The sequence below is a fragment of the Staphylococcus kloosii genome, from assembly GCF_003019255.1.
GTDB lineage: Bacteria > Bacillota > Bacilli > Staphylococcales > Staphylococcaceae > Staphylococcus > Staphylococcus kloosii.
Genome location: NZ_CP027846.1, coordinates 977,648 through 1,004,440, shown reverse-complemented (window position 1 = coordinate 1,004,440; position 26,793 = coordinate 977,648). Strand labels below are relative to the sequence as shown.

At 32.9% G+C, this 26,793-nt stretch carries 28 protein-coding genes and 1 pseudogene; 6 read left to right on the top strand and 23 right to left on the bottom strand.

What is annotated here, in order from left to right:
- Positions 1–21 precede the first annotated feature (21 nt).
- The gene (locus C7J89_RS04780) at positions 22–3,147 is read right to left on the bottom strand and encodes an efflux RND transporter permease subunit (protein ID WP_103295881.1); all 3,126 of its coding nucleotides are present in this window, start codon (positions 3,145–3,147) and stop codon (positions 22–24) included.
- 245 nt (positions 3,148–3,392) lie between these two features.
- A complete protein-coding gene (locus C7J89_RS04775; protein WP_103295439.1) occupies positions 3,393–4,643 on the bottom strand; it encodes a lipid II:glycine glycyltransferase FemX in 1,251 nt (416 codons plus the stop codon).
- Between the two features lie 116 nt (positions 4,644–4,759).
- On the opposite strand from C7J89_RS04775, the gene C7J89_RS13400 reads away from it, so the two are divergent.
- The gene (locus C7J89_RS13400) at positions 4,760–5,011 is read left to right on the top strand and encodes a hypothetical protein (RefSeq protein ID WP_061853493.1); all 252 of its coding nucleotides are present in this window, start codon (positions 4,760–4,762) and stop codon (positions 5,009–5,011) included.
- On the opposite strand, the gene C7J89_RS04765 is transcribed toward C7J89_RS13400, so the two are convergent.
- The gene (locus C7J89_RS04765) at positions 5,008–5,766 is read right to left on the bottom strand and encodes a VOC family protein (RefSeq protein ID WP_103295438.1); all 759 of its coding nucleotides are present in this window, start codon (positions 5,764–5,766) and stop codon (positions 5,008–5,010) included. The two genes, C7J89_RS13400 and C7J89_RS04765, sit on opposite strands and share 4 nt — an antisense overlap.
- A 243-nt stretch (positions 5,767–6,009) precedes the next feature.
- Here C7J89_RS04765 and C7J89_RS04760 point away from each other — a divergent pair, with 243 nt between their 5' ends.
- Positions 6,010–6,444: a MarR family winged helix-turn-helix transcriptional regulator gene (locus C7J89_RS04760; RefSeq protein ID WP_103295437.1), complete on the top strand. Its 435-nt coding sequence runs from the start codon at positions 6,010–6,012 to the stop codon at positions 6,442–6,444.
- 2 nt (positions 6,445–6,446) lie between these two features.
- Positions 6,447–7,655: an MFS transporter gene (locus C7J89_RS04755; RefSeq protein WP_061853496.1), complete on the top strand. Its 1,209-nt coding sequence runs from the start codon at positions 6,447–6,449 to the stop codon at positions 7,653–7,655.
- A gap of 55 nt (positions 7,656–7,710) precedes the next feature.
- Here the strand turns inward: C7J89_RS04755 and C7J89_RS04750 are convergent, their stop codons facing one another.
- The 7 genes from C7J89_RS04750 to C7J89_RS04720 form a co-directional block, all read right to left on the bottom strand.
- Positions 7,711–8,061 (bottom strand): transcriptional regulator, SarA/Rot family, encoded by a 351-nt coding sequence (locus tag C7J89_RS04750; protein ID WP_061853497.1) that lies wholly within the window; start codon positions 8,059–8,061, stop codon positions 7,711–7,713.
- A gap of 325 nt (positions 8,062–8,386) precedes the next feature.
- Positions 8,387–9,409, bottom strand: a complete 1,023-nt coding sequence (gene moaA, locus C7J89_RS04745; protein WP_103295436.1) for a GTP 3',8-cyclase MoaA — start codon at positions 9,407–9,409, stop codon at positions 8,387–8,389.
- Between the two features lie 13 nt (positions 9,410–9,422).
- Positions 9,423–10,025 carry a molybdenum cofactor guanylyltransferase MobA gene (gene mobA / locus C7J89_RS04740; RefSeq protein ID WP_061853499.1) on the bottom strand — a complete coding sequence of 201 codons (603 nt, stop codon included), beginning with the start codon at positions 10,023–10,025 and terminating at the stop codon, positions 9,423–9,425.
- 7 nt (positions 10,026–10,032) lie between these two features.
- Positions 10,033–10,266: a molybdopterin converting factor subunit 1 gene (gene moaD / locus C7J89_RS04735; RefSeq protein ID WP_061853500.1), complete on the bottom strand. Its 234-nt coding sequence runs from the start codon at positions 10,264–10,266 to the stop codon at positions 10,033–10,035.
- Positions 10,267–10,268: 2 nt separating this feature from the next.
- On the bottom strand, positions 10,269–10,715 hold the full coding sequence (locus tag C7J89_RS04730) for a molybdenum cofactor biosynthesis protein MoaE (RefSeq protein WP_103295435.1): 447 nt from the start codon (positions 10,713–10,715) through the stop codon (positions 10,269–10,271).
- Entirely contained in the window at positions 10,712–11,188 is a 477-nt protein-coding gene (mobB, locus tag C7J89_RS04725) for a molybdopterin-guanine dinucleotide biosynthesis protein B (RefSeq protein ID WP_103295434.1), read from the bottom strand. The genes C7J89_RS04730 and mobB overlap by 4 nt, the downstream gene beginning before the upstream one ends.
- Positions 11,185–12,444 (bottom strand): molybdopterin molybdotransferase MoeA, encoded by a 1,260-nt coding sequence (locus tag C7J89_RS04720; protein ID WP_103295433.1) that lies wholly within the window; start codon positions 12,442–12,444, stop codon positions 11,185–11,187. The genes mobB and C7J89_RS04720 overlap by 4 nt, the downstream gene beginning before the upstream one ends.
- Before the next feature lie 59 nt (positions 12,445–12,503).
- On the opposite strand from C7J89_RS04720, the gene moaC reads away from it, so the two are divergent.
- Positions 12,504–12,989 carry a cyclic pyranopterin monophosphate synthase MoaC gene (moaC, locus tag C7J89_RS04715; RefSeq protein ID WP_103295432.1) on the top strand — a complete coding sequence of 162 codons (486 nt, stop codon included), beginning with the start codon at positions 12,504–12,506 and terminating at the stop codon, positions 12,987–12,989.
- 54 nt (positions 12,990–13,043) lie between these two features.
- Here the strand turns inward: moaC and C7J89_RS04710 are convergent, their stop codons facing one another.
- Together C7J89_RS04710 and C7J89_RS04705 are read right to left on the bottom strand one after the other, a co-directional pair.
- Positions 13,044–13,544 carry a MogA/MoaB family molybdenum cofactor biosynthesis protein gene (locus C7J89_RS04710; RefSeq protein WP_103295431.1) on the bottom strand — a complete coding sequence of 167 codons (501 nt, stop codon included), beginning with the start codon at positions 13,542–13,544 and terminating at the stop codon, positions 13,044–13,046.
- Between the two features lie 15 nt (positions 13,545–13,559).
- Positions 13,560–14,564 (bottom strand): ThiF family adenylyltransferase, encoded by a 1,005-nt coding sequence (locus tag C7J89_RS04705; RefSeq protein WP_103295430.1) that lies wholly within the window; start codon positions 14,562–14,564, stop codon positions 13,560–13,562.
- A gap of 158 nt (positions 14,565–14,722) precedes the next feature.
- On the opposite strand from C7J89_RS04705, the gene C7J89_RS13570 reads away from it, so the two are divergent.
- Positions 14,723–14,932, top strand: coding sequence for a DUF3021 family protein (locus C7J89_RS13570; protein ID WP_158260842.1), 210 nt, complete (start codon positions 14,723–14,725; stop codon positions 14,930–14,932).
- Positions 14,933–14,993: 61 nt separating this feature from the next.
- Here C7J89_RS13570 and C7J89_RS04695 read toward each other — a convergent pair whose 3' ends face one another.
- From C7J89_RS04695 to C7J89_RS04665, 7 genes are all read right to left on the bottom strand, one after another.
- Positions 14,994–15,602, bottom strand: coding sequence for an ATP-binding cassette domain-containing protein (locus C7J89_RS04695; protein WP_103295428.1), 609 nt, complete (start codon positions 15,600–15,602; stop codon positions 14,994–14,996).
- On the bottom strand, positions 15,603–16,274 hold the full coding sequence (gene modB, locus C7J89_RS04690; protein ID WP_061853508.1) for a molybdate ABC transporter permease subunit: 672 nt from the start codon (positions 16,272–16,274) through the stop codon (positions 15,603–15,605).
- A gap of 20 nt (positions 16,275–16,294) precedes the next feature.
- A complete protein-coding gene (modA, locus tag C7J89_RS04685; RefSeq protein WP_061853509.1) occupies positions 16,295–17,083 on the bottom strand; it encodes a molybdate ABC transporter substrate-binding protein in 789 nt (262 codons plus the stop codon).
- A gap of 72 nt (positions 17,084–17,155) precedes the next feature.
- Entirely contained in the window at positions 17,156–18,646 is a 1,491-nt protein-coding gene (gene galT / locus C7J89_RS04680) for a UDP-glucose--hexose-1-phosphate uridylyltransferase (RefSeq protein WP_103295427.1), read from the bottom strand.
- Positions 18,647–18,649: 3 nt separating this feature from the next.
- A complete protein-coding gene (galE, locus tag C7J89_RS04675; RefSeq protein WP_103295426.1) occupies positions 18,650–19,648 on the bottom strand; it encodes a UDP-glucose 4-epimerase GalE in 999 nt (332 codons plus the stop codon).
- 24 nt (positions 19,649–19,672) lie between these two features.
- Complete coding sequence (locus C7J89_RS04670; RefSeq protein ID WP_103295425.1) at positions 19,673–20,836, bottom strand: galactokinase; 1,164 nt, start codon at positions 20,834–20,836, stop codon at positions 19,673–19,675.
- An 85-nt stretch (positions 20,837–20,921) separates the two neighbouring features.
- Complete coding sequence (locus tag C7J89_RS04665; protein ID WP_103295424.1) at positions 20,922–21,926, bottom strand: LacI family DNA-binding transcriptional regulator; 1,005 nt, start codon at positions 21,924–21,926, stop codon at positions 20,922–20,924.
- A gap of 164 nt (positions 21,927–22,090) precedes the next feature.
- On the opposite strand from C7J89_RS04665, the gene fdhD reads away from it, so the two are divergent.
- Complete coding sequence (gene fdhD, locus C7J89_RS04660) at positions 22,091–22,882, top strand: formate dehydrogenase accessory sulfurtransferase FdhD (protein WP_061853514.1); 792 nt, start codon at positions 22,091–22,093, stop codon at positions 22,880–22,882.
- 34 nt (positions 22,883–22,916) lie between these two features.
- Here fdhD and C7J89_RS04655 read toward each other — a convergent pair whose 3' ends face one another.
- From C7J89_RS04655 to C7J89_RS04640, 4 genes and pseudogenes are all read right to left on the bottom strand, one after another.
- A complete protein-coding gene (locus C7J89_RS04655) occupies positions 22,917–23,672 on the bottom strand; it encodes a GNAT family N-acetyltransferase (protein WP_172459002.1) in 756 nt (251 codons plus the stop codon).
- 33 nt (positions 23,673–23,705) lie between these two features.
- Positions 23,706–24,254, bottom strand: a complete 549-nt coding sequence (locus tag C7J89_RS04650) for a biotin transporter BioY (protein ID WP_103295423.1) — start codon at positions 24,252–24,254, stop codon at positions 23,706–23,708.
- Positions 24,255–24,548: 294 nt separating this feature from the next.
- Positions 24,549–25,450: pseudogene (locus C7J89_RS04645) on the bottom strand (ABC transporter substrate-binding protein).
- Positions 25,451–25,634: 184 nt separating this feature from the next.
- Positions 25,635–26,771, bottom strand: a complete 1,137-nt coding sequence (locus tag C7J89_RS04640; RefSeq protein WP_371860692.1) for an acyl-CoA dehydrogenase family protein — start codon at positions 26,769–26,771, stop codon at positions 25,635–25,637.
- Positions 26,772–26,793 lie beyond the last annotated feature (22 nt).

Here is a 26,793-nt window from a genome sequence, read left to right as displayed (position 1 = left end):
ATCGTTTTAACCTCTTGTTATTTATTTATTAAATTTACGTTTTAGTTTATTTCTCATCGTCATTAATATTTCGTATATAACAGGAACTACGATTAAAGTTAATAATGTAGAAGAAATCAAGCCACCTATAACAGTCGCTGCCATTCCTTTTGAAATAAGCATCGAACTATCTTTACCAAACAACATTGGTAATAACGCACCGATTGTTGCTAATGCAGTCATTAGAATTGGTCTTATACGTGTGCCACCAGCTTCAATCAACGCTTCTTTCATAGGCATACCAGATTTTTCATTATTAATTACTCTATCAATAAGTACGATAGCATTAGTTACTACAATACCTATGAGCATTAACATACCAATCATACTTGGTACAGATAAAGTTTCTCCTGTAATAACTAAAGCTAATACGACCCCGATTACAGTAAATGGTAATGAGAATAAAATTGTAAATGGCGCTAAGGCACCTTTGAAAGTAAGTACTAATACTAAATAAACAATAATGATTGCCGCTAACATCGCTAAAGTTAATTGTGTGATAGCATTACCAATATCATCATTGGCGCCACCAACATTCACTTTCACACTGTTAGGTTTATCCATTTTATTCACTTTAGAAATCATTTTTTGTGAAATACCACCAACATTACTACTTGTTACTTTACCAGATACTGTTGATGTATAATCTCCAGCTTCTGTCTTAATTTTATTTGGTGTAGACGTTTTTTCCAAACTAGCAATATCACTTAGTTTAACTTCTTTGCCCGTTTGTGATGGTACTTTAGTATTTTCTAATTTTTCTTTACTCCAGTCTGTTACTTTGTCTTGCTTAATTTTAACGTTAACATTTTTACCACCATCTTTAACTGTAGTTACAGTTTGGTCCGGTGTATTTTGATTAAGTGTCATTGCTAATTGCGAAGCTGTAATACCTTGCTTAGCAGCTTTATTATGATCTACGTTTACGTTGTATTGTTCATATGTTTGTGATAAATCAGATTTTACATTAGCAATACCATGTTCTTTTTGCATAGTGTCTTCGATTTTATTAACAGTACCTTTAATTTTAGCTAAAGAAGGTCCAGTAACATCAATTTCAATTTTATTGTTACTGCCACCAGTACCCATATCTTGGTTACCCCATTCACCAGGATGTTTATATTTACCAATATGTTTTAACACTTTATCCGGCTCTTCATCAAAATTAGGCGTATTAGAATCATATTGCACCATTAACGCTAAACTATTCGTACTACCTGTTGGATCAGTTGGCGAAGGTCCTCCAACGGAATATTGAACTGTTTTAACTTTACCTTTATGGTTTAAATACTTTTGTACTTGCTCGGCATGATCTAAAACTTTACCTTCCGTTTCACCAGGTTTTGGTGTATAAGTCAGCGCCATATATTTGTCATCACCAGTTGAAATATAGCTTGTACCTATTTTAGCCGCGCCCAGTACTATACTTGAAATCAAAATAACTGTACTTAAAATTAATACAATCCATTTATGATTTAATGACCAAGATAAAACTTTACGATAATTGGATCCAACTATACCAAGTGATTTTTCTTTTTTACGTTTTAGTCCTTTTTTAAAATAAGTAGACCCTAATGCCGGCACAATTGTAATTGACACTAATAATGATGCCAATAAACTAAATGTGATAGCTAAAGCAAATGGTCTAAACATTTCCCCAACTGAACCACTTACAAAAGCAAGCGGTAAAAAGACTATAATCGTCACAATCGTTGATGACAAAATAGGTTTAAATACTTCTTTTGTAGCACTAATAATTAAATCATCTTTAACTAATTGTTCATTTTTATCGGAGAGTCGTCGATAAATATTTTCCACTACTACGATTGAATCGTCGATAACCCTTCCAATAGCAACAGTTAAAGCCCCTAGTGTTAATATATTTAATGATATATCAGAGAGCTTCAATGCAATCATTGCTATGAGAATAGACATTGGTATCGATACGATTGAGATCGTCGTCATTCTTATATTTCTTAAGAAAAGTAAGATAACGATAATAGCTACAATAGTACCTAATAATGCTTTATTAATCATTGTGTGTAATGAATCTTTAATAGGTTTAGCAGTATCTAATACGATATGCGATTCCATATCAGGATTTTGTTTTTTAAAGTCATTAATTTTATCTCTTACGTCATCAGCAACTTGTACAGTATTCGCATCTTGAGCTTTTGTAATTTGAACATTTAATGCATCTTTACCATTCGTTTTAGAGATACTTTCTCGCGTATCACCTAACTTCACGTCTGCGATATCTTTTAATTTAACTGATGAAGATGAATCATCATCTCCACTTGATTGCTGTGACATCATCTCACTAGCTTGTTGTCCACCAGCGCTACTCGCACCACTAGCAGCACTTTGTTGCGGAATAGTTAAATTTTTCAAAGCATCGACCGATTTATATTTGCCATCTACAACAACTGATTTATCAGTATCATCAAATTGGAATAACCCTAATGGTGTCTGACTTGTAGCATTCTTAATATATTTCTGCACATCTTGCTCGGTTAAATGATTTTTACTAAGTTTTGCTTTATCAAATTTAATTGAGACTTCACGTTTCGTTTGTCCATTAACTTGCGCATTTTGAACGCCTTTAACTTGTTGTAATTTAGGTATTAAGTGTTGATTTATTTTTTTTGTTGCCTCTTTAAGGTTATCTTCCTTGTTAGTGAAAGAATAGGCAACTATAGGAAAAGCGTCCATTGAGTTACGTGTTATTTCTGGCTCTTTGACGCCACTTTTAAACTTTATTTTATCCAGTTCTTTTTTCAAATCATTTTCGGCTTTATCCATATCTGTACTATCTTCATACTCCACAGTTACCATAGAAGCATTTTGAATAGATTCAGCACTAACATTTTTAACATCTGCCATTGATCGTATTTGATCATCAATCTTATCACTGACATCGTCTTTAACTGCAGTTGGTGTAGCACCAGGTACAGAAGTCTGTATTGTCATCATAGGTGGCTCAACATCTGGTAATAATTCTTGTTTAAGTTTTACACTCGAATAAATACCACCGAGAATAACTAGCAGTACCATTAGAAATATGGCAAATTTGTTTCCCAGTGAGAACTGTAGCAGTTTCTTTATCATTAACTTAATCCCCCATCAAAATATCAATTTAGTAATAATTTACCATAAATCAAACAATAATAATTTCAATTTTAAAAATTAATGCAAATAATTTTACGCATTATATTTATAGTTATAAATTCATTAAGTTACCTTAAATTATTAATTATTAAAACTCTTCTTCAATATGAAAATTTATTGTTATAACTCACTTTTGTCACAAAAAACTGCCGACAGGTCCTTTGTGTCGACAGCAATGTAGTAAATTATTTTCTTTTAAGTTTTCTAGAAAGTGCGATTTTAGCTTTTGTTAAGCGTGGTTTAACATTTTCAATAATTTGGTAAAGTGGTTTATTTAGCACGTAATCGAATTCTCCGATCTTTTCACTTAAATAAGTTCCCCATACTTTTTTAAAGGTCCATAAACCATAATGATCTGAATCTTTATCAGGATCATTGTCAGTACCACCAAAATCATAAGTTTTGGCACCACGTTCTCTCGCATATTGCATCATTGCAAACTGCATGTGATGGTTTGGTAAAAAGTCTCTAAATTCATTTGATGACGCACCGTATAAATAATAAGCCTTTTCTCCTGAGAACATTAATAATGCGCCTGATAGATATATACCATCAGGATGCGTAGCTTCTAACCGTTCTAGGTCATCAATTAATGCTTGTGTTTTATCTTTTTTGTTACCAGCATCTTTTATTTTGTTTAAAGTTTTTTTATCTTGTTTTTTCTCAGTTAGTTTAACAATTTCTTGATCTAAGTCATCCATGTCTTGTCTTAGTTCTTTTAAGACTGGTTTAGGTTCAAGCTTAACTAAAAACAATTCGGCGTCTCCATCGTCATGTAATGCATCATAGATATTTTGGAAATATGAGATATCCCTTGTTAAAAAGCCATCTCTTTCACCAGTTATTTTCATTAGATTCGCAAAAGTTTCTAAACCTGCTCTATCTGACTTTTCAACTTTTGTACCGCGTTTTAATGCTAATCTAACTTTAGAACGGTTTCTACGTTCAAAACTTTGAATAAGTGATTCATCATCTTTATCTATTGGAGTAATCATTGTCATTCTAGGTTGAATATAGTCTTTTGATAATCCTTGTTTGAAGCCTTTATGTTTAAAACCTAGTGATTTTAAGTTGCGTAATGCATCAACGCCTTTATCTACTTCTACGTCTGGGTCTATTTTAATTGCATAAGCTTTTTCATCTTTAGCCACTTGCATCGCATTTTCTAATAATGCTTCTAAAGCTAATTTATTCGAATAATCAGTGACAAATCCTCTTGAGATATAACATAACGTGTAAGGTAATTTAGGTACTTTTTTGAACAATAATTGCCCTACACCTACGATTTTACCATTTTCACCGACAGCGATACGCTTAGAATACCAGCCTGTTAATTTTTTTGTTTCGGCCCATTTTGTTAATTGAAGTAAATCCCCATTTGGATGACTTTTCACAAATGCATCATGTTGTTGATTTGTAATATTCATCTTTTCCATATCTCTGTCTCCTTTATCTTTACAGTTCTTTAATTATACAACGCACAATTCAATCTTTCACGTATAACATCGTCTTTTGATATAATGAAGTAAATACTAATTAAAGAAGGTTTACCATGAGAATAATTATCCTCAGTTTATTATTTATTATAAATTTTATAATTGTTGTCCATACATTAGCTAATCCATTAACGATTAACAATTTTAGTTTACGCGTTATACTCGCTGCGTTGACATTTATATTATCCTTATTCTTTTTATTAATACGTACTACTAAAGTGGCAACATACTGTGCTATTATAACACTTATATTAGCACTCTTGCATATATTCATCATCGCACATAGTGCTTATCAGTACATCTATTAATCAGCCTCAAAAAGATAATGTAGACCTCTAATTATTAACGTATATGGCGCAGTAGTCTTGCTATCATGCAAGACTATTTTTTCATATTTAGGATTATCACTATTGTAAAATTCATAAATCACATTATCATTTGGTAATTGTAACTCCGTGACGTCATCATCATCGTTGACGACAATCATTTCGTACCACTGTCTCCATTTAGCGGCAGTAATCTTTCTATTTTCGCATCCAATGCGCACTCTTTTAACTGTAAATTCATTTTGCCTATATGGTGCTAATTTCTTTTCTCTCACTTCATCCGGTTCATCCCATTGTATAAAAAATGGCGGTTTAACTTTTTCATCTAGTTCATTAATGTACAATAGTTGCCATTCTATTTTATTACCCTTTGCATCAACACGGTTCATTTTAACTGGACCAATAATATCAATACCCTTAGATTCTAATTCTAACTTTAAATAGTCAATATCATCTGTACTAAAAGCGAGCGTTTTTAATCCTTGTTTATAATTGTCTTGAATTAATTTTGAAGGAAAGGCAACTCTGCCCTCGTCTGTTTTACATATTTTTAATAAAGTTTCTTTATTATAGATATCTAATAATTCTATGTAAGCGTTCGATATATAAGCTAGTCGATTGAACGTACCAAAACGTTCATGACGTCCCCCATTATATAATGTTAATAATTCCCCAGGATATTTAAACTCTGATAAATTATTTATATAGTGCACGAAATGATCAAGTTTAAGATTCATGGAAAAACCCCTTAATTTTATTTAATTCTATATTAACAAATGACTTCTCTCATTACTCGTATTTTACTAATACCCGAAAAACACCAATGCTTATTTACAGTTTATAGTAATTTCTCCTTCAAAAAAACATAATACTAATTTAATTAAAAATTTGTATTTAACTATTGATTTATTTTCAAAATTGCATTAGAATAGTAAACGTTGTAAATAAAGTTAGCTAAGCTAACTATTTGAGAGGTGCCTATGAATACAAAAAAATTATTTGATAGTTTAACAGGTATATATCGACCATATGTAAAATTATTTCAACCAATTTTTGAAGAGTATGACTTATTTTCAGCTCAATGGCTTGTGTTAAAAGATATTGCACTTAACGAACCGACAACATTAGTCCAAATATCTAAAAGAAGAGCAATCGAAAAACCGACAACACGTAAAATATTAAAAGTGCTGTCGGACAAATCTTTGTTAACGATAAGGCAAGGTAATGATAAAAGAGAACGCATTTTAACTCTTTCAAAAGCAGGTGCTGAATTATTTGAGGATATGAGTAAACAATTTGACCGTATTCAAGGTAACATCGTCGAACGATCAGGTATTACTGCAGAAGAAGCCGATATCACTATTAAAACTGTATTGGCATTACACGAACAATTAGCTAAATTAGAGGAGGAATAATAGTGCAACAAGTAGAACAAGGTGCTCTAAAATCACCAATATGGACTAAAAGTTTTAACATTAACTTTTTAACAAACTTTTTAGTTTACCTATGTATGTATTTATTAATTGTAATTATAGCAAGTTATACAAAGTCTGAATACCACGCATCAGATAGTATAGCCGGATTAGTATCAGGTCTTTTTATTATTGGATCACTCATAGGTAGATTTGTAACAGGTAAATATGTAAATAAAGTTGGGCCGAAACGAATATTACTAATCGGCTTAATATTTTTAATCGTTTCTCAATTATTATATTTTATTGAGGGTTCATTAACAGTATTAATGATTACACGTGTTATTAACGGAATCGCAACAGGTGTTACAACTACCGCAACTGGTACAATCGCAGCTTATGTAACGCCTCAAGAACGTAAAAGCGAAGGTATTAGCTTATTCTCATTAAGTTTAGTATTAGGTGCCGCTATAGGACCATTCTTTGGTTTATTATTAATTAATGCTTTCCCAGTTGAATTATTATTCTTTATTTGTTTAATATGTGGCATCGTTAGTTTCGCAGTATCATTCTTTATTAATTTACAATTTGAAACAACAAAAGATGAGCCTACTAAAGATACACAAAGTAAGAAAAAATTTAATATTAACAATTATATTGGAAAAGAAGCAATTCCAGTTGCCATTATTATGTTAATCACTGGTTTAACTTATTCTTCAATACTTACGTTTTTACAATTTTACGCTGAAGAAATTCATTTAGTAACATTAGCAAGTTACTTCTTTATTTTCTATGCTATTGCTTCGTTAATCACAAGACCTGTTGCTGGTCGTATGATGGATGACAAAAATGAAAACGTCGTTGTTTACCCTGCTTTCATTTGTTTAATATTAACATTCGTTGCACTATGCTTTACAAATTCAGGTTGGTTACTTATTATAGCTGGACTTTTACTTGGTTGTGGTTACGGTAATATTTCTTCAAGTATGCAAGCAATCGCAATTAAAGTGTCCCCTCCTACAAAATATGGGATCGCAACATCTACTTACTTTATAGGTTTAGACCTTGGTTTAGGCTTCGGTCCGTATGTATTAGGATTCGTAACTTCTGCTGTGTCATTTGCACAGTTATACGGCATTATGGCAATAGTAGCACTCGTTACCGCAATTATTTATTTATTCGTCCATGGACGTAAAGTTAAAACACAATATTAATTAAAAAAGGTTAGGTATACGTGAATGATCACATTCATTATACCTAACCTTTTTATTAGTTTGCCATTTGTGAAGTTTCGATAGCCGCCGTTATATGGCTGAGTAATTCACTTTGCTTTTCATCAAAGTAATAAAATACTTGTCGTTCATCCGAATCTGAGCGAATTTTTGAAATGAGTTCTTTTTTATAAATTTTACGTATAATAACATCAATCTTACTTGTATCCCACAGCATTTCAAAATGTAAAGTATCCCTTAATACTTTACCACTAATTTTTTGTGCCTCATAAACTTTATACAGCACTACAAATTCTTCCATAGATAAACTTTGGGTCGTTTTAAGCCAATGTTTAAGTTGGCTCAGTGCTTTTTCGGATTCGATGAATTGCTTTACTTTACTTTCCATATTTTGATCAAGCCTCCTACGTTTATTCTAGTTGTTGTTTTAATGTTTAAATGGCTTTATATATAGTCTTATGCTTTTGAAATATTATATAACAATTCCTTCTTTAAATCTATAACTTTTAAGTTGTTATTTAAATTACTCATTTAGATTTTAAATTAAAGATATTAAAGATTAACGCTTATTTATCATTCATTTATTCAACCTCAGTGGTTTTTTATTATCTTTAAATTATTACTTTAATAGTTTTTAAATTTAAATATAAAAATCTCACAATAGATTATTGTGAGATTAAAAAGTTTATACTTTTGAAAGATTAGTCTTTTAACTAACCTCCAATGTAGTTCATATTAATTTTCTTACGTTTACGATTAGCAACTGTTTGTTCAGTTCGTTCATCTGAATAACGATCATCTCGAATGTTCCATAATGCTTTAAATTGCTCTTTAAGTTCTGAATCGGTTGCACCTGAACGTAAAAAAGATTTCACATTGAAACCATCGATTTCACTAAATAAACAACCGTAAAATTTACCATCTGATGATAGTCTTGCTCGTGTGCAAGTTGAACAGAACGATTGAGATACACTCGTTATCAAGCCAAATTTCGCCCCATTGTCTAAATGTCGGTAATATTTAGCAACTTCACCATAATATTTAGGTTCCACAGGTGCAATATCAAAATGTTGTTCCACGGTTGATAGCATTTCATCTTTAGTAACGACTTTACTAAAATCCCAGCCGTTATCATTACCTACGTCCATAAATTCAATAAAACGTATTTCAATGTCTTTATCTTTAAAGTATTCAATCATTGGAATAATTTGATCGTCGTTCACACCTTTTTGAATAACCACGTTCACTTTAACATGGAATCCAATACTAACAGCATAATCAATTTGGTCCAATATCGTACTTGCTTTAATATTACGGTTATTTATATTTTGAAAGACTTTGTCATCAATCGCATCAAGACTCACATTTATTCTTCTTAAACCTGCATCGTATAAATTTTGCCCGTGCTTTTTTAACAGTAATCCATTTGTAGTTAAACCTATATCTTCGATGGCATCTATTTGTGACAACTGTTCTATTAACTTATATAAATCTCTGCGCATTAGTGGTTCCCCACCAGTAATGCGTATTTTCTTCACTCCAAGTTGCGTATAGACTTCTGCAATACGAGTCATCTCGTCAAAAGTTAATAATTCATCTTTTGGGAGAAAGACATAGTCATCTCCAAATATTTCTTTCGGCATGCAATAGTCACAACGAAAGTTACACCGATCGGTAACTGATAATCTTAAGTCTCGAATCGGTCTACCTAATTTATCAGTTATTTGTTCAACCATTTTAAGGACCTCCTTATTTATTTAACACTTGTTCTAAAGAGTCCAAATCTTGTTGATAATTAATATTTTTAAACCAATATTCTGGTGCATCAATATCTTCAACGTTTAACCAAGCATGGTCTACTTGGTTATAGACATTTTTGAAGCTATAATCATCAGAATTTAAAGCTTGTTCAATATATTGTAATGTTTTAGGACTATAAAATGCTATTGTCGGAATTGGATAATTGTCAGCGATAAAACCTGCTATATCTAATTTATCTTCTATTAAATGCGCTACCATAAATTGATAAAGTTTGCTAATTGCTTTTTTAGAAATCATAGGTGTATCAACAGATACTACGAAAAATAACTCATCGTCATATTGTTTCATGACTGTGCAAAGTCCTGCCAATGGACCCTTATCTTTATATTGCGGCGCGTCTACGACGACATCACTATAATCAAATTTTGGCGCTAATTCTTCGTTTGTACTAATGATTATTTTATTAAACATGTTTGTTGCTTCAAGCACATCTATGATGCGTTGGTAAAAATACTGACCTTGTATTTCTGCAAATGCTTTTTGAGCGCCAAATCTTTCTGAACGCCCACCGGCAAGGATTATTGCTTTCATCTCTATATTAACCTCCGCTAACTGGTGGTATCAACGCAACCGTATCATTTTGTTCTACGATGGCATCGTCTTTAACAAATTCTTCATTAACGGCTACTTGATAAGTTTTATTTTTTAATACTGGATATTGTTCAAGTAAATTAATTTTAAGTTGTTCGACAGTCAATGTACTATCTAAAGCTATTTCTTCAGACTGTTTAGCTAAAATTTCTTTTATTTCTGCAAAATATAAGACTTTCATTCCTAGCCTCCTTCAATTGCATCTTCATGATAACCTCTTTGATGACCTTGCCATTCGGCACCATCTTCCCATATTTCTTTTTTCCAAATAGGGACAATTTCTTTGATGCGTTCTATAGCATATTCATTTGCTTCATAGGCATCTCTTCTATGAGGTGAAGACACTGCAATCAATACTGCGATGTCAGAGATATTTAATGCACCAATTCTGTGAACAATCGCCGTCCTTGACTCTGGCCAACGTGCAGTAATTTCATCGCCTATTTGCGCGAGTTTCTTTTCTACCATCGGTACGTACGCTTCATATTCTAAATACTCAGTTTTAATGCCTTTTGTCCATTCTCTTACATGGCCAGTAAATACAACAGCAGCACCTTTTGTAGCGTCCACTACAAATTCTCTATATTGCTCAGTTTGAATGGGCGTATTTGTGACTTCAAACTGTTTCATTCAATCAGTCCTTTTGTACGTAGCAAAGTAAGTAACCAACTTTCATATTGTTTATAAGCATGTTCTTCCCTTAAATTAATATGATATTGCACGTTAGATAATTGTGTTAACTTATGATAATCTGCTTGGTTTTGATAGACGATAACTTTATCATACGGAGCTTCTTTAAAACCTTCTACTAAGATTATGTCACTGTCTATTGTAACAGATTCAGCAATGAGTTCCTTAAGATTTTGTTTTGCTACATTAGTTACTGTTTGACGATAATTTTCTCCTTGAACAATGCTTTGATCAGCGCCAGCAGAAAAATGTTTCATATGGTCGACATTGCTATCTTGTAGCGTTATTTCACCACCATGACCATGATTTTTAATTGTAGCAACTTTTAAATCAAAGGATTTTAACAGTTTAATTGTATAGCTCATCAATGTTGTTTTACCCGAATCTTTATAACCGACAATTTGCAAAATCATAATAATAATTCCTCTTCGTAACTAGATGATTCGGTCAAAATAACATCAACCGTACGACCTTTTTTATAACCTCTCGTACCACCAGGCAACATAATCATTGCATTACTATGTGCTATAGCAACAACTGCACCAGATTTATTAAACCCAGACGGTACAGCTGTCATCTCACCACCTGTAAAGGTTGCTTTTGCTCTGATAAAACGACTAAATGGGTTTGGTTTTGTAAAGTCTTCCATTAATGTCGCTTTAACAATTTGCGGATAACAAGCATTCGCACCTGTCATCTTATTAAGGGCAGGTTTTACAAATAATTCAAAACCCGTAAAACAAGCAGATGGATTGCCAGATAAACCAAATAAATAAGTATTATCTGCTACAGCCACAGTCGTTACGCTACCTGGACGCATTGCAACTTTATTAAATAAAACTTTGGCATCTAATGCTTCATAAATCGCAGGTAAATAATCAAAATCTCCAACTGACACTCCGCCTGTAGTAATCACCATATCATGTTTGTTTTTGGCTTCTTTAACTACTTGAATGCTGCTTGCTAAATCATCTTGTTGTATTTTATATGTTTCTATCTCTAAACCAACTTTAGTTGCTAAGGCTTGTATCATTGGGCCATTTGAATTACGAATTTTACCCGGTTCAAGTTCATCGCTGACGTCCAACAATTCACTACCAGTAGCTATAATGGCGACGCTAGGTTTTTTATAAACAGTAACATCTTGATAACCATATGTAGCTAAAACAGCGATACCACCTGCATTAAGATGTTGCCCTTTTTTCAAGACAATATCACCAGTAGTTGTCTCTTCGCCTTTTAACGATACATTTTCATATGATTCAAATGGCTTTCTAATAGTAAATGAACTTTCTTTTTCTACTGTTTGTTCCAACATAACTACGGCATCGGCACCTTGAGGTAATTCAGCACCTGTCATTATTCTAACTGCCTCGTTAGTTCCTAACCTTTTATCAGAAACTGAACCAGCGCCAATGTGATCAATAACTTTAAATTCAACGCGATGTTCTCCACTTGCATCGACTGAATCCTCACTCCTAATTGCAAAGCCGTCATAAGGTGATTTATTGAATCTCGGTATATCGTAAGTCGCTATAATGTCTTGCGCTAGCACATGATCCAAACTTTGTTGCAAAGGTACTTCTATTGTAGGCATTGTAATGTCTTGTTTCATCACTCGCGCTATTGCTTCTTTTACTGCAATTGGATTTCTTTTTTCTACTGTCATTCTTAATCCCCTTTCTTATTTGCTCCATGTTATACTATGAATTGTTTAGGAGGTATATTATGTCAAATTTCACACATATTAATGAACAAGGTAATGCAAAGATGGTAGATGTGTCGGACAAAAGCGATACAAAACGTACTGCTATTGCACATTCTAGCATTACTGTTAATACCGATATTTACCAACAAATCGTGGAACATACCAACCAAAAAGGTAACGTGCTTAATACGGCTCAAATTGCTGGCGTCATGGCTGCCAAAAACACATCAACAATCATACCAATGTGCCATCCCTTACCTTTAAGTGGCATCGATGTTAGTTTTGACTGGGTTACTAACGACGATGATTATACACTTAATATTACAACTTCAGTTTCTACTACAGGTAAAACTGGTGTTGAAATGGAAGCTTTGACAGCTGCGTCTGTTGTGGCATTAACCGTGTACGACATGACAAAAGCTTTAGATAAAGGTATGGTTATCGGCGAAACTTACCTTTCTTCAAAAACTGGCGGCAAATCAGGTGACTATACGCGTAAACAATAGTATCTATATTGGGCAGTGTAAATATTTAAATAATAATGGTTACATCATGCCCAATTATTTTGTTAATTCATGTACTAAATGATTCAATTCAGGCTTAATTAATTTATTTAACGCTAATTTCACTGCGCCGGAAGAACCTGGTAGACAAAATATTAATTTATCCTTCACCGTACCTGCAATAGCTCTAGATAATAATGCTTTTGTACCTACATCTTCGGTATAGCTTAAATACCTAAACAATTCACCAAAACCTTCTATTTCTTTCGTAAATAATGGTCGCACTGTTTCTATAGTAATATCTCGCGGAGATATACCAGTACCACCTGTAGTAATAATGACGTCAACGTCAGACTTTAACCATTCTTCAATTTGAGACTTTATAGCTTGTGGTTCATCTTTGACAATTTTGTAAGCTTCGTCTCTAACTTCAACATTTTCTTCTGCAAGTAAAGACTTAATCAATTGACCACTTTTATCCGTCTTATAATCTCTCGTATCAGAAATCGTCAACACTGCACTTTGTATTTTACGTGTTAATTTAATATCACTATGCATAACTACGCCCCCATTTTATCCAAATAATTTATTCATCAGTTTTGCCGCTTCACTCGCTTGTGACATATTATGAATCAGAAATCTGCCGTCTTGAAAATTGACTAAGCGATACCCATCATAACGAAACATAATAAGATAATCGTTTGATTTATAATCAATATTATTTTTTACTAAAAAGTTTACTAACATTTCCTGGGAAATATGTTTATTTTGATATTGCACCGTATCCCTACCACATAATGAAGCATACTCATGTGCTTGCTTATTTAAATGTGGAAACGTCGGTTTTGCGCCACATGTATGACAACCATTATCAGACATACGACTAAAACCAAACACGTGATGTTCTCCATTCCAAATATCTCCATAGGTATACTTTGCTGGAACATCATTACCCGTAATAATTTTAAGTGCATCCCTCAGTTGTAAACTCGTCGTCATTGTGACTGCAGGTTGAATTACGCCTACCGTATCACATGTTAAATTAATCGCAGGAAGTTGTGGTAATAAGCAGTTAAAGCAAGGTGTCTCCCCTGATATAAATGGCACTTCAACATAAGTGCTTTGTACGACACCACCGTATATCCAAGGAATATTATTTTTAAAGGCAAAATCATTGATTAACATTCTAGTGTCAAAATTATCAGTAGCATCTAAAATTAAATTTACTTCACGACTATGTTCTTCTAAAAATGCATAATCAACTTGTTCAATAAATGTGTTAATCGTTACGTCCTTATTAATAGCATGCAATGCTTGTTCTGCTGCGATAACTTTAGGTAACGCTTCAACCGCATCATTTGCAGAATACAACGTTTGTCGCTGTAAATTACTTTCTTCTATATAATCTCTATCTACTATTGTTAATTCACCAATACCCGCTCTTACTAAACCTTCGGCAAGATGTGATCCTAAAGCCCCCATACCTACAATAGTGACGTGGGCCTGTGCTATTAAAGTTTGTCCCTCTTGACCGATACCTTTGAATAGTATTTGTCTTGAATAACGATTATTATCCACTGTAATTGTCCTCTCTTAAATACATTACATCCATTATAAATCTATCTATGGTGAGTCACAATCATTTTAAAATGGTTAAAAGTCGTATTGAACCTGAATTTTATAAGTAAATCAATACCGTTCATCTAATAAATAACTCCATTCATCTATATATTATTGTGCAATATATTTATCCGTGTTCAAATAGACTTAAATTTTTACCGATAGCTATTTTGTTTGGTTGGTATCCATTATATATCTCCGCTATTTTAATGTTTACGTTTATTTTTAACATCATTTATTTCTTTATGTGGTATATCAATTATTCCAAAGCCAAAAAAATGGTGGCTGCGATCAACAACGTATTAAAATCAGAACACAATAAATAATCCTAAAAATCCCTTCACTCGATAATAAGTAAAGGGATTTATATTTGTTTATGCAATGCGCTTAATTACCAAATGTAATAATTTCATGCGCTAATTGTTCTGCTTCATAATTTGAATGTGTCACGAATATTATAGGTATTTGCCATTCTTCAAACACATTGTTGACGATTTTTATACTTTCATCTTTAGTATAATCATCTAAACTAGAGAATGGTTCATCTAACAATATTAAATCTGGTTTTGTACTCAGTGTACGTGCTAATGCCACACGTTGAGACTCACCACCAGATAATGTATACGGATATTGCTCAACTAAATGCGTTATATTCAGTTCTGACATTAAGTCTTCGATATGTCTCGAATATGGAGTCATAAAGGTTATATTTTTCAAGACATTCATATTAGGAAATAATTGATAATCTTGAAATAAATAACCTATATTACGTTGCTGAATTTTAACATTCACATTAGTTTCAGTATCTGTTAACACGTTATTATTCACTTTAATAAATGCTTCGTTAGGTTGTCTTAAACCTGCAATCATATTTAATACGGTTGTTTTACCTATGCCAGACGGGCCTCTTAAAGCATATATTTTAGGTTTTTGATCATTAATATCAATTGTTATTGGAGTGTCTTTTAGCTGATGTTTTAATTTAATAGTAAGCATCTAATCACCCTCCAAATAACGTTCTTTGTTCAAGACATTGATTGTGCCGATTATCGTTATTGCGAAAGCAACTAACACAAGCACCCATAACCAAGCTTGATTTTCTTTACCTTGTTCCACTAAGAAATAAATTTCTAATGGCAACGTATTTGTCTTATTTGGAATGTACCCAGCTACCATCAAAGTAGCACCGAATTCGCCAATACCTCTCGCAAAACTCATCATTACACCAGATAAGATAGAACGCTTTGATAAAGGTAAGATGAGTTGTGTAAAAATTTTATTTTCACTTGCTCCCATCGTACGCGCAGTATTCAACATCTTTTTATCAATACCTCTAAAACCTTGGACTGTATGTTGATACATTAATGGGAAGCTTACAATAATAGAGGCAATGATTGCACCTGTCATAGTAAACACGACAGGTATGTGTAATACATGACTAAAAAACTGACCGACAGGACTTTTAGGTGAAAAGATTATAAGCAATATAAAACCCATAACCGTCGGCGGTAACACAATAGGTAGCACAACAATACTTTCCAATAACCTAGCGATTATACCATGTCTACTATACAACCATCTTGCAACTATGATACCTATGAAGAAAACGATGATCGTACTAATGACTGCTACTTTAATTGAAATCCAAAATGGTGTTAAATCGACCATCGTCCTACCTCCTTCAATTACTATTCTTCAAATTTATATTTTTTCATGATTTTTTTAGCATCTTTCGTTTTCAAGAAGTCTACCCATTCTTTTGCTGCTTTTTTATTTGAAGTCGTTGCTGCTTTGTAAGTAATTGGTTTTTTCAGCTTAGCTGCATTGATTTCTTTAACTTTATTGTTTCCATTTTTTTGGCTTTGTGCTAAATCCGTTTTATAAACATAACCTAATTGCGCATTACCTTTTTCTACGTAGTTCAATACTTGGCGAACATCTTTAGCATATACCAAGTTTGATTTAACATCGTCATATAACTTCTGATCTTTTAAATATTGTTCGGCATATTTACCTGCAGGCACGGACTTAGTCTCGCCTATAGCTAATTTATCGCCTTTTTTAATATCTTTTACTGATTTGTAGTTACTGTCTTTATCACCGATAAGCACTAGTTTATTTTGTGCATAATTATATGTATTCTTTGCTTTCTTATCTTTTACTAACATATCAACATCTTTTGTATTGGCAGACATCATAACGTCACTTGGTGCACCTTTTTCAATTTGTTGTCTTAACGCACCAGAACCACCATAATTAAATGAAATCTTAGTGTTTTTATGGTCTTTCTTAAATTCTTTAGCTAAATCTTTGTTCACGTCAGTTAAACTTGCTGCTGCAGAAACTGTAATATGTTGCTTTTTATTTGAATCTTTTTTAGAACTTTCTTTGCTTTTGTGGTCACTTCCAGAATTCGAACAACCCGCTAACACTACACTCGCAGTAGTGATACCAACTAATAATTTTTTTATATTCATTTTATTACCCCCTATTTAGTTTTATTATAGACTTGTGAAATATAAAAAAAAAGGATGAATTCATCATCCATTTTAAAGTACGTTTAAAAATTGTTTAAATGCATTATTGCCTTGTTCGTTATCTTTAAATACACCTGCGTCTGCTAATACTCTTTTAAATTTAAGTCCTACTTCTCTGTCTATAATGTCATCCACGTTGTCATTATCAATGTTATAATTTTGAGCCATCGTTTCTGCCCATTGTTTATGAGGTCCTAAATCATTAACAGATTTTCCAAGTAAATAATTTTTTACATCGGCAAGTTCATTTTTTAATCTTCCAGGTAAAATTGCCGTGCCCATCACTTCGATTAACCCAATATTTTCTTTTTTAATATGTTGTACATCTTGATGAGGGTGAAAAATACCGTCAGGATATTCATTCGACGTTTGATTGTCACGTAACACAATATCAATTTCATATTGATCATTGTTAAAACGTACTATCGGTGTTACAGTATGATGTCTTGTGCCATCGTCACTATAGGCTTTTATATCGACACTACTGTCTGAATAATTATTCCATTTATCCATTACATAGGTAGCAGCTTTAATTAATTGTTCGCTATTTTTACTTTTCAATCTAATAACACTCATCGGCCATTTTAATGTCGTTGCTTCAATATCCGGAAATGATGTTAACTTAAAAGTTTCTTTAGTTGTGGCTCTATCCATTGGAAATTCATGTCGTCCAGCTTGATAATGATTGTGCGATAAAATTGAGCCTCCTACAATCGGAATATCAGCATTAGAACCTATAAAGTAATGGGGAAATTGTTGAACAAATTCCACTAAATTTACAAATGTTTGTTGATTAATTTCCATTGGTTCATGTGTACCTGATAATACGATGCTATGTTCATTAAAGTAAGCATATGGTGAATATTGGAAGCCCCATTCATGGCCTGCTAAATTCATACGGATAATACGATGATTTGTTCTCGCTGCTTGTAATACACTCCCAATATATCCTTCGTTTTCAAAACATAGTGCACATTGCGGATAGGCGCTTGCAGTTGCATTTTTTTCTTTAGCTATCTGTTTACCGTCTTTTTCTGGTTTTGATAAATTTATTGTTATTTCTATATCGCCGTAGTCGGTTGCAACATTATAACTAATGTTTTTAGCGATAGCGTCCTCTTTAACATAATGATTACGCTTAGATAACTCATAAAAATAATCCGTTGCAAGCTTTGGATTTTCTTTATGCTGTTGCCAAAAATAATTATTTATAGTTGAAGGTTTAGGCGTTATTAAATCAAGTATTTGGGCCTCTATTATTTCTCTATTGTAGAGTTCACCTTCGATAGTCCCTGCTTTAACCGCTTCCTCAATCCATATTTGTGCGATATCGTTTGGCGTCATCGCCGATATCGAATCTATTGTTTTTTCATCCTCAATACCTTTAGCACCAAGTATAGCGATGAGTCTATTTTGAACATAAATAGCATCTAATGTATCAAATTCGCCCATATCCACAGTGTACTGTATAAACTGATTTACAAGTTGTTTATTAAGTAACATTGCTTAACCTTCTTCCTGTTTGTAGCCATGTGGGTGAGATTGATGCCATTTCCATGCATCTTGTATGATTTCTTTAATATCGTCATGTTGTGGAATCCAACCTAACAATGATTTAGCTTTATCACTTGATGCAACTAATGTACCTGGATCGCCTGCTCTTCTTTTACCGACTTCAGCTTTAATCTCTTCTCCTGTTACCTCACGCGCCGCTTCTAATATTTCAAATACTGAATATCCTTGACTGCTGCCTAAATTAAATGCGCCTGAAGCACCGCCATTTTTCAAATAATCAAAAGCAAGAATATGTGCTGCTATTAAATCTTCAACGTGTAAATAATCTCTAATACATGACCCATCTGGCGTATTGTAATCATCGCCAAATACTGTTAAATTATCACGTTGTCCGAGAGCAACTTGTAAAACGATAGGTATTAAATGCGTTTCGGGTCTATGGTCTTCACCAATAGTGCCATCTGGATTAGCACCTGCCACATTAAAGTAACGTAATGCCGCAAAATTAATACCATACGCTTCATGACACCAACGCATCATTTTCTCCATAACTAACTTACTTTCCCCATAAGGGCTAGTAGGATTAGTCGTATCATCTTCTTTAATAGGAATTGAATTTGGTTCTCCGTACACTGCTGCAGTTGATGAAAAAATGATTTTATTCACATTATGATCGTACATAACCTCTAATAATGTTTGTAATCCATGAATATTATTATTGAAATAAGTTAGTGGTTTTTCGACAGATTCTCCAACTAATGAGTAAGCACAAAAATGGAACACGCCCTCGATATTTTCTTTATTAAACACTTCATCTAAAAATGCTTTGTCTCTAATATCGCCTTCATAAAATCGAGCCTGCACATTAACCGATGCTTTATGTCCTGTACCTAAATTATCGATAACGACAACATCATAGCCTTTTTCTATAAGTTGATGTACACAATGGCTACCAATATAGCCTGCTCCGCCTAGTACTAGTACTGACATATTAATCTTCCTCTCACTAATAAATTAATTTAAACTTTTAACGCCATCACTGATATTCACATGATAAAACGATGGTGCATAACCAATTTTCTCTGTATAAGTTGCAGTAACTTCTTGTTCTAGCGCTTTAACACTATCTTTATGTACTAAAGCAATGGCACAACCTGCAAAACCTGCGCCAGTCATTCTTGCACCTAAAACGCCATCAATAGATTGTGCAGTTTCAGCTAACGTGTCTAATTCTAACCCTGTCACTTCATAATCATTTTTCAATGATTCATGCGAGTCATTTAGCAGTTGACCAAATGCAGTAAATTGATTGTTCGACAACATCTCATGTGCTTGTTTTGTTCTTTCATTTTCGCTAATCGCATGACGCGCCCTCTTCAGATTAGTAGCATTGTCTATTAAATATTGATAACGCTCAAATGTAGCTACATCAATATCACATAAATGTTCAATCGTAAGTTCTTGTTGTAACGATGCTAATGCTGCTTCACACTCGGCACGACGCTCGTTATATTTAGACTCCGTTAATGAACGACGCTTATTAGTGTTCATAATTGAAATAACATAGTCTCCAAAATAAGCCGGTACATAATCATATTTTAAAGTACCTGTATCAAGTAATATGGCGTGTTCACTTTTACCTAGACCAATTACAAATTGATCCATAATTCCAGAATTAACACCAATATAGTTATTCTCAACTTTTTGTCCAATTTTCACTAAAGTTAATCTATCAAGCTCAAGATCAAATAAACTTTTAATAAGCCAACCACTGACAAGTTCTATTGAAGCGGATGATGATAAACTTGCACCATTAGGTATATTGCCTTCGTATACAATGTCAAAGCCTTGATTAATAGACGGAAATGAAGCTACTAAATATTTAATAACGCCTTTTACATAGTTAGCCCAATCATGATTTTCATCATAAGCTAGGTTATTTAAGTCAAAAGAAATAATTCCTTTTTCTTCAAAATTCAAAGAGTAAACATTAATTTTATTATCTTCACGTTTACGTGCTAAACCATAAGTTCCTAATTCTATTGCTGCTGGAAATACATATCCTCCATTATAATCAGTATGCTCGCCAATAAGATTAATTCTTCCCGGAGCAAATGCATAATGTGTCGGTTCAGAGTCAAAAATTGTTGCAAACTTAGTCTTTATAGATTCTAACATTTCTCCCACCCCTTAATTTTTTAAATTACGAATAGTAAACACAATTAAAGTTTACTTGTTTACTTATTAACCTGTCAATATTTTATCATTGTGTTTTAAATGTTGTTCGTTCTATTAATCTTGCTTCGACAACAATATGTTGAGCAACAGATCTTAAATTATGAATTCTTTCTTCAGCCATTTTCACTGCACTACGACCAAATTCATCAATGGCAATATGCACGCTACTAATGCTTGGTGTTACGTATTGAATTACTTCTAAATCATTAAAACTAATCAGTTTAATATCATCGGGTAATTGTATGCCATGTTGTAATAATTGCTGAATAATACCAATGGCTACCATATCGTTTCCAGCAATAAATACTTCTGGTAATTGGTCCTTCTCTATTAAGGATTTTAATTGCTCAGCACTCTGTTCTTTATTCCAACCACATAAGTATGCTTGTTGTTCAATATTATTATCGTCGCACCATTTTTTATACACTTTATATCTTGGGTCATTCTCACTCATAGTAGCATTTCCTGCTAAATCTCTTGTTGTATGTAGTCCGCCCATATAACCAATAATTGAATGACCTGTACTTTGTATTTTAGTTAATAAATTGTGCATTGCATCTTCGATATTAGAATACACAGCATCTATATATTGTGGCGTTTGTGGATTATTAATAACGACTAAATTGGGATTAATTGCATATAGTTGTTCCAAAGCTTCAACTGAGAAGTTACCTATTACTATTAAGGCACCGGATTTAGCAATCTTTTGCTCATCAAGCGTTTGCGTTGTGCCATCGATACGTATCGTTTTTTTCAATGACAGCTTTAATCGTTTTACCTCTGCCTCTATAGCTAAACGTATCTCGCGATAATATGGATCAGACATTTCACGTTCTTTTGATGCATACGTAATTAATTGAATACTTTTATTTGTGCGTGTCACTTTTTCATAGCGTAGTTTTTCAGCAATTGAAAAAATTCTTTCTCTAGTGTTTTGAGCTACAGAGATAGTTGGATCATTATTTAATACGCGTGAAACAGTACCGGGGCTTACATTTGCCTCACGCGCTATATCTCTAATACTTGCCATTTTAGAACCTCACTTTGTTTACTTATGTTTACTTATTTACTTCTATTATAGTTTACTCACATGATGTTACAACATATTTTTATTTTCTTAGCTAACACCTAATCATTTATCTAGTTTGAAATGTACGATAAAATAATAATTAAGATAAAAAGGAGTTGGGTCACATGAATGAGGATGTTTTAAAAGACCAACCTATTGTACGCTATGAAAATGGTGAATTAGTAAATACGCAAGATAGTTACGTCACAGAATTTCCATTAACGATAATGGTCAATGGTGAAGAATTTGCTACAGTTATTTGTAGCCCAAATAATATGGAAGAATTAACTTTAGGATTTCTAGCGTCTGAAGGTGCCATCTTAAAATATAATGAGTTAAAATCATTACAAATTGACGATAGTAAAGGATTTGCTCATGTAGAATTAACAAAACAACTAGGTACCAGATTTCAATATTCTACAAAGCGTATGATTGCATCTTGTTGTGGTAAAAGTAGAGAGTTTTATTTTCAAAATGATGCTGCGATAGCTAAAACATCAATGTCTAAAATTACGTTAAATCCTGAACAAATTCTTTCGATGATGTCTCAACTTCAAAACGCCAGTGCCCTATTTAAACAAACAGGTGGTTTGCACAATGGCGCAATCAGTGACGGCCAAGATTTCTTTGAACATAGACAAGATATTGGTAGACATAATGCGTTAGATAAATTATATGGCTATTGTATTAAAAATCATATTCCAGTACGCGATAAAGTACTGATTTTTAGTGGTAGAATATCGTCAGAAATATTAATAAAAGCTGCTAAAATCGGAGTTGGAGTTATTTTGTCAAAATCTGCTCCAACTACTTTAGCCGTCCAATTAGCTGACGATTTAAATATAACTGCTATAGGTTTTATACGTGATGGCAACTTTAATGTATACAGTCATCCCGAACGCATAAAAAGCTGTTAATACTTCTATTGATAGAAGTATTAACAGCTTTTCTTTAATTTATGTGTTCTTTAAGCACGTTGTAACTATAACTTATGTAGACATAGCCTTGTTTTAAATACATATCTTTTGCAGTATCTTCGCCGTCAGCCACTAATATTATCGTTCTATTATTAGCAACTGTGGCAACAAAACTTTGCATAACTTCGCCTATACCTTGTCGTTGAAAATCTGGTAAAACACCAAAACCATCAATCTCTATCGTATCCTCACTTTTGATTAAGTCCATAATACCAACTGGAATCGTACCTTTATATGCAATAATTCTATCTTTATTATCATCAACAAATTGATCCCGAATGATTTCAGTGCTTTGTTGAAGGTAATCATCGCCAAAAGGTTTGGCAAAAACTTGATGAATACTCAAATAATCTTCTATGTTATCTTGCGTAACAAATTGAACATCTATATCAATCGTAGTATTAAAATTTAATTCTTCTGGGCTAATTGCATAAAGTTCTAAGTAACTTAGTTCAAAGTCTTTATCTTTAATTTCTTTAAGTAATTGGTCATCAGGTGTTTCATTTTCAGGAAAGGTAAATGATAAATGATTAGACCCTTGTGCTTTATGCATCGTCGATTGTGTTTCAATATCATTGACCCACTGTTTTACAGAAGGCATTTGTTTATATATCCAATAGTTTGAAACATAAACTATTGGTTCACTAGGTGTTAAATAAATTAATTTATTGTCGTCTTCCATTTTCAATTGACCAGATTGATAAATATTACGCATCGTTACATTACTCATAGAATATAATTCCTTTCAAAGCAATTTTTGAGATTACTTCATTAATTGCTTAAATCTACTATGATTTAACATCACATTACCAATAATACTCGCTAAAATCGCTTTTATAATGTCACCAGGCATAAAGACAAACGACAAACTAATTGCTTTAGAAATCGGTAAGTTTGTAATGAGACCCATTATTATTGTTCCTACTATATCAAGTAATAAGACGCCAATCAATAATGTTGTCACTATTAATACTATAAAGTTAATTTTGTCGAAATATTTATCTCTTACTAAGCCGATTAAAAATGCTACAACCGGATATAAGAATAAGAAACCGGCAGAAGGCCCTACAAATACGCCTATACCACCTCTACCGCCTGATAATAGCGGTAATCCTGTTGCTACAAGTAATAAAAACACAATGACACTGATCGTTCCATATTTTCTACCTAACAAAATACCTGCTAAGAAAATACCTGTATTTTGAAAAACTATAGGTACAGGCATAAAAGGAAGTGGTATTGAAGGTATAACTCCCATCACTGCAATTATCGCAGTCATTAATGCCGTATACACTAAATTCTTTGTGGACATATCCATTCCTCCTCACATGAGCAAAATTATACCACAAATGTTAACTTTTAATAACACATAGTTAACATTATTTTTTTTACATATTACTCTTCCTTTTTTACCAATAGCATTAATAACCTTTTCACTACATATTATTCTTTTTGCCTCAAATAAAAAATTAGGTATTAAAAAACGTCAATTTCAACGTAGATACGTTAGAAATTGACGTTCATGTTTAATCAGAGCCATTTATGTCCCTGATAGTTAGTTACCTTTCCCTTTAAAACCATTCACTGATAAATCATTTATGTTATTTTATTTTTCTAATAATTTTTTCTTTAAGTCTTTACGCATGAAATCTAAAGTATATGGATCGTTATACCAATATGATGTTGCATCTACATTAACAACTTTACCTTGTTTAACTGCAGGTAAATTTTTCCATAAGTCTGTTGATTCATAACTTGGTTTAGCTTTACCTTGTCTTGTTGACACAATGTAATCGCCAGCGTAATCACCAAGTTTTTCTTGTTTAACTTCTGCCCAACCTTCTTTTTTCGTTAATTCTTCAAGTTTAGTTGGCATTTTTAATCCAAAGGCTTGATATAATACTTCGCCGCCTCTGCCCCAGTTATCTCCATAAGTGTAAAGTTTTTTATCGAACTCATCGAAAATTGATACCGTTGCATCTTTACCGATATGTGATTTAATTTCTGCTGCGTCAGATTTAGTTTTGGCTTTCCAATCTTTTTCCCATTTTTGTTCTTCTTTTTCTTTGCCAACGATTTTAGCTAACTCTTTTTGTTGTTCTAAGTATTTATGTTTATTAAAGTCGAACACTATAGTTGGTGCAATCTTTTGATATTTTTATCTGTAGAATATACAATGATTAAATCAGGTTTTTCTTTTGCTACCTTTTCTACATCATTGTCCCCAATTCTTGTAACACCTTTAAATTTATCTTTAATAACACTACTTTGATCTACTTGGTTACTTACCGCGACAAGGTTAGCTCCTAAATATTTAAGACCAGGCGCGTATGTAGGTGCAACAGCAGCAATACGTTTTGGATCTTTAGGTATATCTATTTTCTTACCACTATCTAATGTATATGATTTTGTAGCCTCTTTTTTGCTTTTATCGTCACTATCTTTTTTATTACCACATGCAGCAAGAATAAGTACTAGAGCAATTAACGGCAATAATAATTTTTTCATAAACTAGCCTCCATTGAAAATGATTATCAGTACCAATTCATTATAAAAAATTATTCCTACTTTTACAATATAAATTTATAGAATTTTGCAATATTTTTTAATTGCTTCAAACACACTGTTTTTTTCACATAAAAAAGCTTAAAAACTAATGACTAGCTTTTAAGCTTTTTACATAAAATTATTATTAAAATAAGTCGAGTACAGATTTGGCGATATTTGTGTAAGCCATGTCTTCCATAGGAGGATTGTGTAAGCCAGCTCGCATATCTCTATAGTAACGTTGTAATGGTCTGTCCATTTCTAAACTTTTGGCACCTACTATACGCATAGCTAAATCAATAACTTCCAAGCCTTGATTCATCACTAACACTTTACTTGCTGACGTTTCATTCCATATTTTAGCAGTGTTATTATCGTCATTGTAAAGCATAGCTGTACTCCATAAAAATTGGCGTGCAGATAAAAGTAAAGATTCCATTTTCCCTACATTTTGTTGCACCGTCGCGATTTCACCTATAGTGCCATCGATACTATTAGGCTTGTATGTTTTCGCAAAATCTATTGCGTAGTCTCTTGCCGCTTGTGCAATACCTAAATACGTACTCGGTATATGGAGAATCCAACCATTTGGTTTCTTTGTTCCTGCAGCTCTTGTTTCAACAAAGTTTTCTTTTGGAATATGCACGTTATTAAGTACTAAATCATGACTTTCTGTAGCTCGCATACCTACCATATCCCAATTATTGGCTATTTCAACGCCGTCAGTATCTTTATGTACAAGATAGTAACCAATTTGTTCAGAGTGTTGATCGTAGGCACTTACAATAAAGTGCGTCAATCGTTTACTCATTGATGTAAATGTTTTAACACCATTTAAAATATAGCCATCTTCAGTCTCTGTTGCATTCGTCGCGGGTCTTCCACCTCTTGTTGGGCTACCCGTCTCAGCTTCACTAATGGCTCTATTTACTAATGCACCATCTACTATATCTTTTGCAAATGAATCTAGCATTGATTGTTCCCATAGTTGTTGTTCGTATAGTTGACCAACGACACTAATATGCCAACCAATTGAAAGCGCAGTTGCCCCATCGATAGAACCTAGATAAGTTTGTAATATAACCATATCTTCTATTGTGCCACCTTCACCACCATATTTTTTAGGTAGCGAAATTAGCGTGTATCCTTCATCGATTAACCATTGCACATTATTATATGGAAATTCTGCATGTTTATCATTATAATCAGCATTTTGTTGAAATTGCTCTTTTACATTTTCTAATTTCTTAATCCACTTTTGTTGTATTTCTGAATGTATCATAGCGGAAGTATTCAAATTATTC